The 13,418-nt window shown below is 69.2% G+C and carries 11 protein-coding genes; 6 read left to right on the forward strand and 5 right to left on the reverse strand.

Annotation, left to right across the window (positions count from 1 at the left end):
• Positions 1–8 precede the first annotated feature (8 nt).
• Genes AB0E63_RS09660 through AB0E63_RS09675 form a run of 4 tightly spaced genes read right to left on the reverse strand, consistent with a single transcriptional unit; the run spans position 9 to position 6,011 of the window.
• Positions 9–3,065: an AAA family ATPase gene (locus AB0E63_RS09660; RefSeq protein WP_360363660.1), complete on the reverse strand. Its 3,057-nt coding sequence runs from the start codon at positions 3,063–3,065 to the stop codon at positions 9–11.
• A 33-nt stretch (positions 3,066–3,098) separates the two neighbouring features.
• Entirely contained in the window at positions 3,099–4,214 is a 1,116-nt protein-coding gene (locus AB0E63_RS09665; RefSeq protein WP_360363661.1) for an NAD(P)/FAD-dependent oxidoreductase, read from the reverse strand.
• A complete protein-coding gene (locus AB0E63_RS09670) occupies positions 4,211–5,407 on the reverse strand; it encodes an FAD-dependent oxidoreductase (RefSeq protein ID WP_360363663.1) in 1,197 nt (398 codons plus the stop codon). The genes AB0E63_RS09665 and AB0E63_RS09670 overlap by 4 nt, the downstream gene beginning before the upstream one ends.
• A 31-nt stretch (positions 5,408–5,438) precedes the next feature.
• Positions 5,439–6,011 (reverse strand): OsmC family protein, encoded by a 573-nt coding sequence (locus AB0E63_RS09675; protein WP_360363665.1) that lies wholly within the window; start codon positions 6,009–6,011, stop codon positions 5,439–5,441.
• 381 nt (positions 6,012–6,392) lie between these two features.
• Here AB0E63_RS09675 and AB0E63_RS09680 point away from each other — a divergent pair, with 381 nt between their 5' ends.
• Genes AB0E63_RS09680 through AB0E63_RS09705 form a run of 6 tightly spaced genes read left to right on the forward strand, consistent with a single transcriptional unit; the run spans position 6,393 to position 12,498 of the window.
• Complete coding sequence (locus AB0E63_RS09680) at positions 6,393–7,202, forward strand: endo alpha-1,4 polygalactosaminidase (RefSeq protein ID WP_360363667.1); 810 nt, start codon at positions 6,393–6,395, stop codon at positions 7,200–7,202.
• Between the two features lie 38 nt (positions 7,203–7,240).
• On the forward strand, positions 7,241–8,539 hold the full coding sequence (locus tag AB0E63_RS09685; RefSeq protein ID WP_360363669.1) for an ABC transporter substrate-binding protein: 1,299 nt from the start codon (positions 7,241–7,243) through the stop codon (positions 8,537–8,539).
• Complete coding sequence (locus tag AB0E63_RS09690; RefSeq protein WP_360363671.1) at positions 8,539–9,462, forward strand: sugar ABC transporter permease; 924 nt, start codon at positions 8,539–8,541, stop codon at positions 9,460–9,462. The genes AB0E63_RS09685 and AB0E63_RS09690 overlap by 1 nt, the downstream gene beginning before the upstream one ends.
• The gene (locus tag AB0E63_RS09695; protein WP_360363673.1) at positions 9,459–10,277 is read left to right on the forward strand and encodes a carbohydrate ABC transporter permease; all 819 of its coding nucleotides are present in this window, start codon (positions 9,459–9,461) and stop codon (positions 10,275–10,277) included. The genes AB0E63_RS09690 and AB0E63_RS09695 overlap by 4 nt, the downstream gene beginning before the upstream one ends.
• Positions 10,278–10,279: 2 nt before the next feature.
• Positions 10,280–11,206, forward strand: a complete 927-nt coding sequence (locus AB0E63_RS09700) for a carbohydrate kinase family protein (protein WP_360363675.1) — start codon at positions 10,280–10,282, stop codon at positions 11,204–11,206.
• Positions 11,203–12,498 carry an alpha-glucosidase/alpha-galactosidase gene (locus AB0E63_RS09705; RefSeq protein WP_360363677.1) on the forward strand — a complete coding sequence of 432 codons (1,296 nt, stop codon included), beginning with the start codon at positions 11,203–11,205 and terminating at the stop codon, positions 12,496–12,498. Before AB0E63_RS09700 ends, AB0E63_RS09705 begins: the two co-directional genes overlap by 4 nt.
• Here the strand turns inward: AB0E63_RS09705 and AB0E63_RS09710 are convergent.
• Positions 12,462–13,367 (reverse strand): nitronate monooxygenase, encoded by a 906-nt coding sequence (locus AB0E63_RS09710; RefSeq protein ID WP_360363679.1) that lies wholly within the window; start codon positions 13,365–13,367, stop codon positions 12,462–12,464. The two genes, AB0E63_RS09705 and AB0E63_RS09710, sit on opposite strands and share 37 nt — an antisense overlap.
• Between the last annotated feature and the right edge of the window lie 51 nt (positions 13,368–13,418).

Here is a 13,418-nt window from a genome sequence, read left to right on the forward strand (position 1 = left end):
GATCGCAGTCAGACGGCGACGGTCGTCGCGACCGCGCCGAGGTCGCGGAGCAGGGACAGACCCTGTGCCCGGGCCGCACGATCCGGAGCTGTCGCCAGCACCACTGCCTGCTCGTACCGTTCGCCGAGCTCGGCCCAGGCGGCCGCGGCCTCGTGCCACCGGCCGGCCAGAGTGGCCGCCCACGGTCCAGGCGCGTCGACCGGTTCCGGGACGTCGATCCCGGCCCGGCCCAGATACGCGCAGAGCTCTCCCAGGACCGATCGGTGTCCCGCACTCTCCGCCGTCGCGAGAGTCAGCCGGAGCTCATCGGTCAGCGAACCCCAGGAGCCGTCCAGCCATCCCAGCTCGGCCTGCGCCACTGCCAGTCGCGTGGCCACAAAGCTGTCGTCGGCAACCGCACGGTCTGCCAGCGCAACGGCCAGGACCGCACCGGCCTCCTGGTCTCCGCGCCGCGCGAGCAGACGCGCCAGCAAGCTCCTGGCCAGCGTCTCCATCACCCCCGGTTCACCCGGCGCGTCCAGCAGCTCCCGCAGATCGGCGATCGCCCGATCCCACTTCCCCCGGCTCGCCTGGACCGCGGCCAGGGTGAGTCGCAGCCGGTACTGTCCCGCGAAGAACTCCCCGTCCGCCGCGGCCCTGAGCCCACCGGCGACGTACTTCTCCGCTTCGTCCAGCCGGCCGCTGCGATACGCGCCGCCCGCCGCGTTGACGTAGCACCGCACCAAGGTCTCGATCCGGCTGTCCGACCCGGCCAGCGAGATCGCCCGCCGCAGGTCCGCGTCGCCGCCCAGATCACCCCGGGCCAGCCTGGCATCGCCCAGATAGCAATTGGCCTGCGCCTCCAGATCCGGCCGATCGAGGCGCTGGCTGAGGTTCAACGCCCGCTCGGCGGCAGACTCCGCGCGGCGGCTGGGCTCGGCGACGATGCCGACCGTCGCCAGGTTGCTGTGCGCACGGGCCACCTCGATGAGCGCGGCCGCGAGCCGGGCGTCGTCACCGAGCGGCTCGAGAATCTCGACGGCCTGGTCCGCCGCTTGTCGTGCCCGCATCGGCCCGGGTGCGAACATGGCGACCCGAGCCAGCACCAGCAACGCCTCGGCCTGCAGGACGGCATCGCCCTGGGCGGCCACGACCCCTGACTCGGCGGACTCCGAGGCTGCCTCGAAACGGTTGACGACGTACAGCGAGTAGGCCCGCCGGGTGAACAACTCGGCTGCCGTCCGCGAGTCGAGCAGCTCACGATGCCGCAGTACGACGTCCAGTACGCCGGCGGCCTGCCGATGCGCACCGAGGCGGGCCGCCTCGAGCGCGGCACCCGGGCCGTACTCGAGGATGACGTCGATCCGGCCGGCTCGCTCCGCGTGGTGCACCAACCGGGAAGGCTCCACCTCGGGGCGTCCGAGGAGTACGTCGACCACCGCCTTGTTGGCCTGGATCCGCTCACCCGCGGTCAGCGCGGACTCGATCGCCTGCCTGGCCAGCTCATGGCGGAAGGCGACGGTCGTATCGGTACCGATCACGATGCCGGACCGCTCGACCTCGAGCAGCACGTCAGGATCCGCGAGGCTCTCGGCCAGCCGGCGCTCGGTCCGGGTCGGGATGACGGACAGCCGTTCGACCAGCGCCCGTGCGGGGGCCGGCAACTTGCCGACCCGCGCGAGGACGGCATCGCGCACCGTGTGCGGTACGCCGGCCCCACCGCCGGTGAGCACCTCGGTGACGAAGAACGGATTCCCCTGCGTGACCCGGTGGATCTCCACGGCGTCCTCCGGGGTCGCCGCGCCAAGTCGTCGTACGGCCTCCACGCTCAACGGCGGTAGCGTCACTCGCTGGACCAACGCGCCGGCCAGACTTCCCAGCAACTGCCGGAGCGGGTGCCCGGCGTCGACCCCGGTTTCGCGGAAGGTCAGCAGCAGCACTGCAGGGATGCCTGGGAATCTGCGGGCGAGGAAGCGGATCGCGTCGAGGGTCGCGTCATCGGCCCAGTGGATGTCCTCCACCACGACGACCGACGGGCGTTCGGAGAAGATCCGCAGCAAGGCGGGCAGCACACTGTCCGCCCGATCACCGGCCAGCGCCGACGCCAGCTCCGGGTCGTTCTCGGCCATGTCGCGGAACGGCCCGAGACTGCGCGGCGCCAGCAGGTCGTCACACCCGCCCACGGCCACCCTGATCGCCGGGCTCAGCCCGTCGAGGAAAGCGCGCACCAGCGCCGACTTGCCGGCACCGGCCTCACCCGAGACCAGGGCGACGACGCCACGGCCTTCCTCGACGGCCGCATCGGCCGCCGCGGCGAGTTCCGCGAGTTCGACGTCGCGCTCCACGAGGTCCGTCCGCCCGGGGATGCGGGGTTCCACCGCCACCTGCCGAGAGGGCGGATCGACGGCCAGCAAACGGTCCCGCAGTACGACGGCCTCGGGGCCGGGCGCGAGACCGAGCTCGGCCTCGAGAACCCTTTCCATCCGGGCGTACTGGCGCAGTCCACTCGCTCGATCTCCGGCGACGACCGCCTCGCGCAGGAGCTCGACGTGCGCCTCTTCGTTGGCTGGATCCATGGCCAGCAGGTCTTCCCACCGGCCCGCACACCGCAGCAGCCGCATGACTCGGAGGCGGAGGCGCTCGCGGGGTTCCTCCAGCCATGGCTCGGACAAGTCGTCGGGCAGCAGCTCGCCGGCCAGCTTCAAGGCCTGGGCGCAGCGTTCGGGCGACACCGGCTCGGCGCCGAGCGCGTCGTCCGCGCCGAGTTCGAAAGTGGTCGCATCGACCTCGAGCTGCGCATCGGGAAAGAGCGCGATCACCTCACCCTTCAGGACGACGGCGTCCCGATCACCGAGCACGGTGCGGGCATAGTGAGCCGCCTTGTGCAGCCGCGGCAGAGCGACGTCCATCGGGACCTCTGGCCACAGCGCATCCACGACCCGGTCCCGGTGGACCCTGCCGTCGGGCGCCAGCGCGAGTAGCTTGACCAGCGCGGCGGCCTGGCGCCGACCCCAGCGGTTCGCGGTGATCGGCGCGCCGTTCACGAGGACGGTGAAACCGCCCAGCAGCTGGACGCTGACGTGCATAACTCGGATCGTAGGCGCCAGGAGAATCCCCTTCTATAGCGAGAAGTGCGCGACCTCGTCGCGCATCGCGGCGCTGACGTCCCGGAGTCGCACCCGCACCTCGTCGAGGCTCCACGCGTACGACGCGACCGACTCGGTGGCGTCGAACAGCGCACTGGACAAGCGATCGCGGGTCGCCTGGTAACTCTCCAGGTCCGCTCCTCCGGTCAGTGCATCACTCAGCAGCTCGGCATCACGAAGCGCGTCGGTGATTCCGTGCGTGGTGATCGGATCCTTGTAGTAGCCCGCGTCTCCGACCAGAGCCCACCCCGGCCCGTAGGACCGACGGACGAATCCGGCCGCGCCCGCCCAGCCATGTATCCGATCCGCCGCCCTCGCCGCGAACGCTCGGTAGGCCAGGTCGGTCGAGGTTTCCGCGAGCAGCGTGGCGAAGGCCTGTTCGGTCCCGCCGCGACGCAGGGCTCGCATGCGGGCCGGCGTGGTAGCGACGAAGACGCAGGTCAGCCCATCATTCGTGGGGATCAGACCGGCGCCGCTGCCGGCGGCATACGCGAACTCGTAGCCAGCCGCGCGTACGTTGCTGTAGTACCGATACAGGATCGCGCTCCGGGACTGACCTCGCCGAACGACGGGCGCGCCGGTCGCCGCCGCCACGGTCGACCGAATGCCATCGGCCCCGACCGTGATCCCGGCCCGGAGATCCTCGGTCCGCCTCGTACGGTGCCGGACGCGGACGCCGTTCACCCGCCCGTGCTCGTCGTGCAGGAGCGCCGTCACAGCTGTTTCGTGCCGGACCTGCACACAGGCAGCGGCCGCCGCGTCGACGAGAACCCGGTCGAGGAGTTGTCGACGTGGCGCGTACAAGGCGTCCACGCCGCCACTGGCACGGATGGCGACTTCCTCAGGCTCACGGTCGGTGTAGTGGAACGTCGTACAGCGGATCGGTGGCGTACCGGCCAGCTCGTCCAGCAACCCCCAGCGCGACAACTGCAGGACACCGGCCCGCATCAGACCGTGCGTGGAGACGGTGTCGCTCCCGTAGGCCGCCCGCTCGATCAGAGCGACGCGAGCACCCGCTCGGGCCAGCAGCATCGCGGTCGCTGCACCCGCCACCCGTCCACCGACAACGAGAACGTCGTACGTGCTCATGCGGCCGGCTCCTCGTTGCAAGCAGTCAGATGTCGTACGACGGTTGCCGCGTCATGACGAGCTCCGTCGATGAACGCGGAGTCGCGCCGATACTGGAACCGCTGGCCGACGACGTACACACCTGGTGCCGCGGTGACGCCGCGGTCCTGCCGGATGTGGCCGTCCGGACCGAGGATCGGTAGCCGGAGCCACGGGTAGTCAGGCCGATAGCCCGTGGCGACGAGCACAGTGGTGATGCCTGCCCTGTGCAGATCCAGGACGGCCGTCGGCGGTGGAGCCACCACAGCGGGTGGCCGGTGGCCGCGCGGGGCATCGTCGTACCGATCGACGGCGTCCAGCAGGCGGTACATGCGCGCATCGGCTGCCGCCGTGGTCTCGGCCAGGTCCGGCCGGAAGCGCGCCCGGGCGCCCGCCATCCCGTCGAAGTGACCGAGCAGTCGGACCCCGTCGCTCTGAAGGGTGACCAGGTCAAGCACTTCGGCCCGGCCCGCCAGCTGCATCGACGGTTCCCGCCGGGCCGCAGCCGGGTCACGGACGTCGTCGATGGTCCGCGCCAGCCGCCCGGTGCGTTCCAGCCACCAGAAGATGTCCTTGCCGCGGTACGAGCGAGGCATCCTCGTGTGCCGGCCCACCGAGAGGAACACCTCGCGGCCGACCCGGTTGAGCTCGTCGGCGATCTGTACGCCGGAAGCCGAAGCGCCGATCACCAACACGCCACCCGGCGGGAGCTGAGCCGGATTGCGATAGCCGGTCGCCGTGGTCATGTCTTGCCCCAGCCCGGTCGGCACCCGCGGCACTCCGGGTCCGGTCGCGATGACCACGTGGCGAGCTCGCCAGGTGCCGTGGTCCGTCGCCAGCCGATAGTCGCCGCAACCCATACGGGACAGGTCCAGCACCGTGGTGCCGGTGATGATCGGAGCACCGAACGACTCGGCGTACCGCTCGAGGTGGCGGACGAAGCGGCCGGTCGTCATGAATCCGTCCGGGTCGGGTCCTTGGTAGTCCCAGCCGGGCAAGCGCATCATCCAGTTCGGCGAGAGCAGTCGCAGCGAGTCCCAGCGTTCGCTACGCCAGCTCTCGGCGAGCTGTCCCCGGTCGATGACCGCGTGCTCGCGGCCCGCCTGCGTGAGCAGCCGGCTGACGGCCAGCCCGGCATGGCCGGCACCGATCACGACGGTGTCGATGGCGATCATCACATCCCCCTCAGGTGCCGGCCGTCGGCGATCAGTTGCAGACGATGTCGATGGCGACGGGCGTCGGGTTCGCGAGTACGTCGTACACGGCCGAGCGGCGCCGGGACTGCTCGACGATGCCGCGCAGGGTCTCCTCGTCGGCCTCACCCTCGATCGCGAAGGTGACCCGGATCTGCTCGTACCCGTTGCGGACCGAGCCGTCGGACAGACCGAGGATCCCGAGCAGATCGATGTCGCCGGTGACCGTGGATGTGACCTTGGTGAGCTGCACGCCCCGGGCCGCGGCGATGTTGGCGACACCGGCGGTCAGACAGGCGGCGATCGCGTGCAGCAGGTACTCCACCGGGGTCGGCCCGTGGTCGGTCCCGACGAGGACCTCCGGGTGGTCGAACTCGACCACGGTGTCGGACTTGTGCCGCATTTCCTGCATCGCGCCGAAGAAGTCCGACGCGGTGGAACGGCTGTGCGTCCCGGACACCCAGGTGTTGCTCGCCCGGAACTGGAACTTGGCGATCTCGTTCTGGCCCTTGACCGCGTCGATGGTCGCGAACAGCGTCGCGGTGTCGACCCCGTTCCGGCGCGGTTTGTCAGTTGTGGTGCTCATCGACGTCCTCGCTTCGCTCCGGGCGCCGACGAGACACGACATGGACTGCGCTTGATGATGAACTCGCTTCGCTCCTTCATGGGATCCTCCCTGGTTGGCACCGGCCTCCCGCTGGTGTCTGCCGTGGACGTTAGGAGGGGCGCCTTCCCGCGACCTTCCCCCGGACTTCCCTGCGCAGTGCCGCACTATCTGGCGGAATTCGCGCACTTGTTTGCAACTTCTCCTTGACGGGGAGACGCCGCGGCGCTTGACTTGGTCGGCAGTGACGCACCCAGCCGGTAGCGGTCCGACGAGGTCCGGAGTCCGGTTTTCAGGCGCCAGGGCCGCTCGATCCACCCAAGCCCGAGGCGGGGTCGCGTCCCCGGGACCGATGGAGCAATCGTGTCCAACCTTGCTCGCCGCCTGCTCTTGGCCGCTGTGGCCGCAGCCCTTGCCGTGACCGCGGCCGTCACCGTCTTCACCCGCAACCCAGCCGATGCGGCCGTCATGCTGCCGCCGACGCACGCCAAGTTCGACTACCAGATCGGCGGCGCGTACACGCCACCCGCCGGCGTCCAGGTCGTGACCCGCGACCGGACCGCGGCACCCGCCGCCGGGCTGTACAACATCTGCTACGTGAACGCCTTCCAGGTCCAGCCCGGTGAACAGGGCCAGTGGGCGTCCGACCTCCTGCTTCGCGACGCCAAGGGCAACCTGGTGATCGACGAGGACTGGGGCGAGCCACTCCTGGACCTGCGGACGGCCGACAAGCGCAACCGCGTCGCAGCGACGGTGAACGGCTGGATCGACGGCTGTGCCGCCAAGGGGTACAAGGCGATCGAGCCGGACAACTACGACAGCTACACCCGTTCGAAGAAGCTGCTCACGGCGGCTCAGGCCAAGGCGTACCTGACGCTGCTGGCCACCCACGCGCACTCGAAGAACCTGGCCATCGCACAGAAGAACACCGTCGAACTGGCCGGCGACCGGCAAGCCGTCGGCCTGGACTTCGCGGTCGCCGAGGAGTGCGGCCAGTACGACGAGTGCGGTGACTACGTCGATGCCTTTGGCAACAACGTGATCGTGATCGAGTACACCGACAAGGGCCGGCGGACCGCCTGCTCGCAGTTCGGCGGCACGTTGACGATCGTGCAGCGCGACGTGGACGTCTCGGTCCCCGGTGACTCGGGCTACGTCCGCAAGACCTGCTGAATCAGCTCCACACCCATCACCTGTTTCTGGAGACCGTCATGTCCCAGCATGCCCGTACCCTGTCCCGCCGTGACGTCCTGCGCGCCGCGGCAGCAGCCGCCGCCGCCGGCACCCTCGGCGCCTGCGGCAAGAACGACGACGAAGGAGCCGGCCCGGACGGTGTCGTCACCGTCGACCTCTGGCACGGCCAGGTCGACACCGGCAAGGCGGCGATCGATGCCTTGATCAAGGAGTTCAACACGTCGCACCCGAAGATCAAGGTGGTCGGCGGCGGTGGCGGGGTCACCGCGGACAGCATGCTGCAGAAGGTCACCGCCGGGCTGGCGGCGGGGTCCTTCCCGGATGTCGCGTACATCTTCGGGTCGGACCTCGCCAGCCTGACCAAGAGCCCCAAGGTCGCCGACCTGACCGGCGCGCTGAAGATCGACGACTACTGGCCGGCCGCGAAGGACGCGGTCAGCGTGAAGGGCAAGGTCCGGGCCGCGCCGGCCCTGCTCGACTCGCTCTGCGTGGTCTACAACAAGAAGCTGTTCGCGGCGGCCGGCCTGCCCGAGCCCAAGGCCGGGTGGACCTGGGACGACTTCGTCAGCACCTCGCAGAAGCTCACCAACCCCGCCAAGGGCGTCTTCGGTACCGGCTGGCCCGGCGTCGGCGACGAGGACACGGTCTGGCGGATCTGGCCGATGATCTGGGACCTCGGCGGCGACGTGGTCAGCGAGGACGGCAAGAAGGTGGGCTTCGACCAGGTCGGTGAGAAGGCGCTCGGCACCCTCGACCGGCTGCGCACCGACAAGTCGCTGTACGTGGACCCGAAGCCGGGCAGCGAGCAGCTCTACCAGGTGTTCCTGGGCGGCCGGATGGGCATGGTCGCCACCGGCCCCTGGCAGCTCCCCGAGCTGATCGACAACGGACTCGAGTACGGCGTCGTGCCGCTGCCGTCGTACTCCGGGAAGCCGGTGACGATCTCGGGTCCGGACACCTGGACCGTCTTCGACAACGGCAAGGCGAAGGTGCAGGCGGCCACCGAGTTCGTCAAGTGGATGGCCGAGCCGGCGCAGGACATCCAGTGGGACATGGAGGGCGGCAGCCTGCCGATCACCAAGGCCACCGCCGAGCTCCCGCAGTGGAAGAAGCACTCGACCGAGACGAACGGTCTGGACGTGTTCGTGAAGGCGCTCGACACGGCGAAGGTCCGGCCGACGATCACGGCGTACCCGCAGATCTCGCAGCACCTCGGCCAGGCGATCGCCGCTGTCCTGCTGGGCAAGCAGAGCCCCGGCGACGCCGTGAAGCAGGCCGTTGATCAGTGCAACCAGGTGCTGGCGGTGCCGAGCTGATGGCCAGCGTGGTCGGTACGTTCACCGTCGATCCCCGGAGCCGGACCGCGGCCAGGCGGCGCGCCCGGGGTGAGAGTGCGACGGGCTGGGCGTTCGTCAGCCCGGCGGTGCTGATCATCCTGGGGCTGAGCGTCGTACCGGTGGTGTGGTCGTTGCTGCTGTCGTTCCAGGTGAACGACCTGGTCTCGCCGAGCGAGTGGGTCGGGCTGGCCAACTACAAGGCACTGATGAAGGACCCGGCTTTCGGTGCGGCCGTCGAGCACACGCTGATCTACACCGTGCTCTACGTACCGCTGAGCGTGGTCGCCGGGCTGTCGATCGCGATCGCACTGGATCGGAAGATCGCGTTCATCGGTCTCTATCGGACCTTGGTGTTCGTGCCGTTCGTAGTGTCGGCCGCCGCGCAGGGCGTGCTGTTCTCGTTCGTACTCGACCCGGAGTTCGGTGTGGCGAACTCGGTGCTGCACAAGCTCGGTCTGCCGGCGCAGGGGTTCTTCAGTGATCCGGGTCAGGCGTTGTACCTGCTGGTCGCGATCTCGTTGTGGAGCGGGACCGGGTTCTGCGTGATCGTCTATCTGGCCGGCCTGCAAGGGGTTTCGAGCGATCTGGTCGAGGCCGCACGGATCGACGGAGCCGGGCGTTGGGGCGTCCTGCGGCACGTCACGTTGCCCGCGTTGACGCCGGTGACGATCTTCCTGCTGCTGTTCCAGACCATCAACGCGTTGCAGGTGTTCGACCTGGTGTTCGTCACTACCAAGGGCGGACCGCTCGGGTCGACGACGGTGATCGTGTACTTCATCTGGGAGAAGGCGTTCAAGACGTTCACCGCCGGCTACAGCGCGGCGGCGGCGTACACCTTGGCGGTCGGGTTGCTCGTGATCGGCGTCGCCATGCAGGTCTACCGGCGGAGGGTGGCCCGATGAAGCGATTGCCTTTCAGCGCCTGGCACCTCGTACTCGCGCCGCTCGCGGTGTTGTTCGCGTTGCCGCTGGTGTGGTTGCTGGTGAGCTCGGTGATGAGCAATGCCGAGATCAATCGGTTCCCACCGGCGCTGATCCCGCACGCGATCCGCTTCGACGGATATCGCTATGTGCTCGGCAACGCGTTGTTCCCGCGCTGGTTCGTGAACTCGTTCATCGTGTCGGCGGTGGCGGTGACGGCCAACCTCGTCCTCGGGTCGCTCGCCGGGTACGCGTTCGCGCGGATCCGGTTCGGCGGGTCGAAGATCGTGCTCGGGCTGATGCTGGCGACGATGGTGATCCCGTTCCAGCTGACGATGATCCCGACCTTCCTGGTGATGAAGGAGCTCGGGCTGATCGACACCCTCGGCGCGCTGATCATCCCGTCACTGGTGACCCCGCTCTCGGTGTTCTTGTTCCGCCAGTTCTTCGTCTCGCTGCCACGCGAGCTCGAGGAGGCGGCCTGGATCGACGGCTGCGGGCGGTTGCGGATCCTGATCTCGATCGTGCTGCCGCTGGCCCGGCCGGCGTTGAGCACAGTCGCCGTACTCACGTTCCTGGCGACTTGGAACGACCTGACCTGGCCGTTGATCGCGATCAACACCGACACCACCTACACACTCCAGCTCGGCCTGACCACCTTCCAGGGCCAGCACCACACCCAGTGGGCAGCCGTGATGGCGGGCAACGTCATCACCGTCCTACCGGTCCTGCTGGGCTTCCTCTTCGCCCAGAAGGCCTTCATCCGCTCACTGGCCTCCACCGGACTCAAAGGCTGAATATGACTTTCGACTTATTGGTGATCGGCGACGCGAACCCGGATGTGGTGATCGGGCCGGTCGACCAACCTCTGCTCTTCGGCCAGCGGGAACGGCTTGTTCCGCATGGCTCTCTCGTGCTCGGCGGCTCGGCCTCGATCATGGCGTGCGGTGCGGCCCGGTTGGGGCTCAGTGTCGCGTTCGCCGGTCGGGTCGGCGACGACTCCGCCGGCGACTTCGTCCGTACGTCGTTGGCCGACCGCGGGGTGAATGTCGACGCTCTGATTGTTGACAACGCCCTGCCCACGCCACTGACCACGATCCTGACCTCTGGCGACGATCGGGCGATCCTCACCTCCCCTGGCTGTCTCCCGGCCACCACGGCGGACGACGTACCGAAAGCGTTGCTGCGGTCGGTTCGGCATGTGCATGCGGCGTCGTTCTATCTGATGCCGGCACTGGCGGCTGGGCTGGCGGGGCTCTTCAAGGAGGCGAAGGCCGCGAAGGCGACGACGTCCCTCGACCCGAACGACGACCCGGCCGGGCGCTGGGACCGAATGGTCCTGGACCCGATCCTGCGCGTCACCGACTACTTCCTGCCGAACGCTGCCGAGGCGCTGGCGCTGACCGGCCATCCTGCGGTCGAGGACGCCGCGGGCATCCTGGCGCGGCGGGGACCGCTGGTCGTGGTGAAGAACGGCGCCGATGGTGCTCTGGCCCACAACGGCAGCAAGGTGACGACCGCGCCGGCGCTCAAGGTCGACATCGTCGACGCGGTCGGGGCAGGTGACAGCTTCGACGCCGGCTGGGTGGTCGCCGTCCTGAACGGATCCCGCACCGAGCGGGCACTCGCGATCGCCGCGGCCTGCGGATCACTGTCCACCCGAGCGGCCGGAGGCACCGCGGCCCAACCGGACTGGGACCTAGCCATCGAGAGCGTGACCACATGAGCAAGATCGTCTTCATCGGCGCGGGCAGCGTGGTCTTCACGCAAGGGCTGCTCGCCGACCTGTTCAGTCTGGACCTGGGTCCGCTGCATATCGCTTTGCACGACATCGATCCCGAGCGACTCGACACGGCGGCCGCCGCAGCGGCGTACATCGCTCGGGAACGTGGAGCGACGCCGCGGATCACCGCGCACCTCGAGCGGCGGGCGGCGCTGGACGGCGCGGACTTCGTCATCAACATCGTTCAGGTCGGCATGAACGCCGCGACCCGGGCGGACTTCGAGATCCCTGCCCGGTATGGGATCCGGCAGACGATCGGGGACACCCTCGGCGTCGGCGGGGTGTTCCGGGCACTGCGCACGTTCCCGGTACTGCGCGGGCTCGCGGAGGACATCGCGGACGTGTGCCCCGACGCGTGGCTGCTGAACTACACGAATCCGATGGTGATGAACGTGTGGTACCTGGCCGCACTCGGAGTCCGCAAGGTCGTCGGGCTCTGCCACTCGGTCTACTGGACCATGCAGGGCCTGTCCGAGCTGGTCGGTGTACCGTACGACGACGTCACCTACCTGGCCGCCGGCGTGAACCACCAGTCATGGGTCCTGCGGTTCGAACGCGGCGCCGAGAACCTGTACGAGCGGCTGGACGCGGCGATCGCGGCGGATCCCGGGTTGCTGCGGCGGGTGCGGGTGGACATGTACCGGCGGCTCGGGTTCTATCCGACCGAGACGAGTGAACACTCGTCGGAGTACGTGCCTTGGTATCTCTCGCATCCGGCCGAGATCGACCGGCTGCGGCTGCCGGTCGGTGCGTATCTCGGGATCGTCGAGGAGAATCTGGCGTCGTACGAACGGACGCGGAACGCGTTGAAGGCCGGAGAACCGGTAGTGGTCGAACCAACGATGGAGTACGCGCCGCAGGTCATCCACAGCATCGTCACCGGGACGCCGCGGACCATCTACGGCAACGTGCCGAACGCCGGGCTGATCAGCAACCTGCAAGCCGGCGCGGCCGTCGAAGTTCCTTGCCTGGTTGACGGTTCGGGTGTGCAGCCGACCTCGGTCGGTGCGTTGCCGGCACAGTGCGCCGCGCTCAACCGGTCCTATCTCAACGTGGCCGAGCTCGTGGTGAAGGCTGCGATCGACGAGGACCCACGAGCGATCCGGCAGGCCGTGATGGTCGACCCGGCCACCGCGGCGGCCCTACCGGTCGAGCGGATCTGGGAGCTGTGCGACGAGATGGTGGTTGCGCACAGCAATTACTTGGCGCCGTCGTTGAAGGCGGCGGTGAGGTAGGTGCGGTAGGTCGCGAAGCCGTCGAGGACCTCGGCGGCGGTCGGATTGCCGTTGAGGGCACCGACGCCCTGGCCCGCGTAGATCGAGGCGCGGGCCGGGTCGGCGGCGCGGGTCCCGTCGACGTACTCGGCGTGACCGGCGTCGTCAGCCTTCAACTCCTCCTCGCGGCCCTGCCAGGTGTCGAAGTACGCGTTGCGGAGCGCCCGGCCGCCAAACTCGTCAGGCCAGCCGGCCCGCGACGCCGCATCGAAGACCGTGCCGTAGACGGTGTCGGTCTCGTCCGCCTCGATCACCCGCTGCCGAACCGGCTCCGACGTGAGTGCCTCTGCGCAGGTGAGGAACGCCGTACCGATCCAGCCGCCGGCGGCACCGGCAGCCAGTACGGCGGCGAGCCCGCGCGGTCCCGAGATCCCACCACCCGCGAGCACCGGCAGGTCCGTGAGGTCCAGAATCGCTTGCAGCAAAGGAAGTGTGGCGACGGCATCGCGGCCGTGCCCACCGGCTTCGGCGCCCCGGGCAACGATCGCGTCGACACCGGCGTCGATCGCTTCCCGCGCGTCGGCGACCGTCCCGGCCTGGGTGGCGACGACGATGCCCGCCTCCTGCAGCGGACCGACGTACGACGCGTAGTCGCCGAAGCTCAGCGAGACCAGTGCGGGCTTCAGCTCCAGCACCGCCTCGAGATGCTCAGGCCGCTCCTGCACCGACCAGGCCATCAGCCCGATCCCCCACGGCTTCCCACTCGCCGCGACGACCGCGCCTTCGGTCCGGATCCAGTCAGCGGTCACCGCCGACCCGGCGCCGAGCATGCCGAGCCCACCCGCCGCCGAGATCGCGGCGGTCAGCTTGCCACCGCTGACGTTGGCCATGGGCGCGCCCACCACGGGCACGCCCAGGCCGAACGTCTCCGTCAGCCACAC

The sequence above is a fragment of the Kribbella sp. NPDC026596 genome (assembly GCF_040638415.1).
In the GTDB taxonomy this organism is placed as follows: Bacteria; Actinomycetota; Actinomycetes; order Propionibacteriales; family Kribbellaceae; genus Kribbella.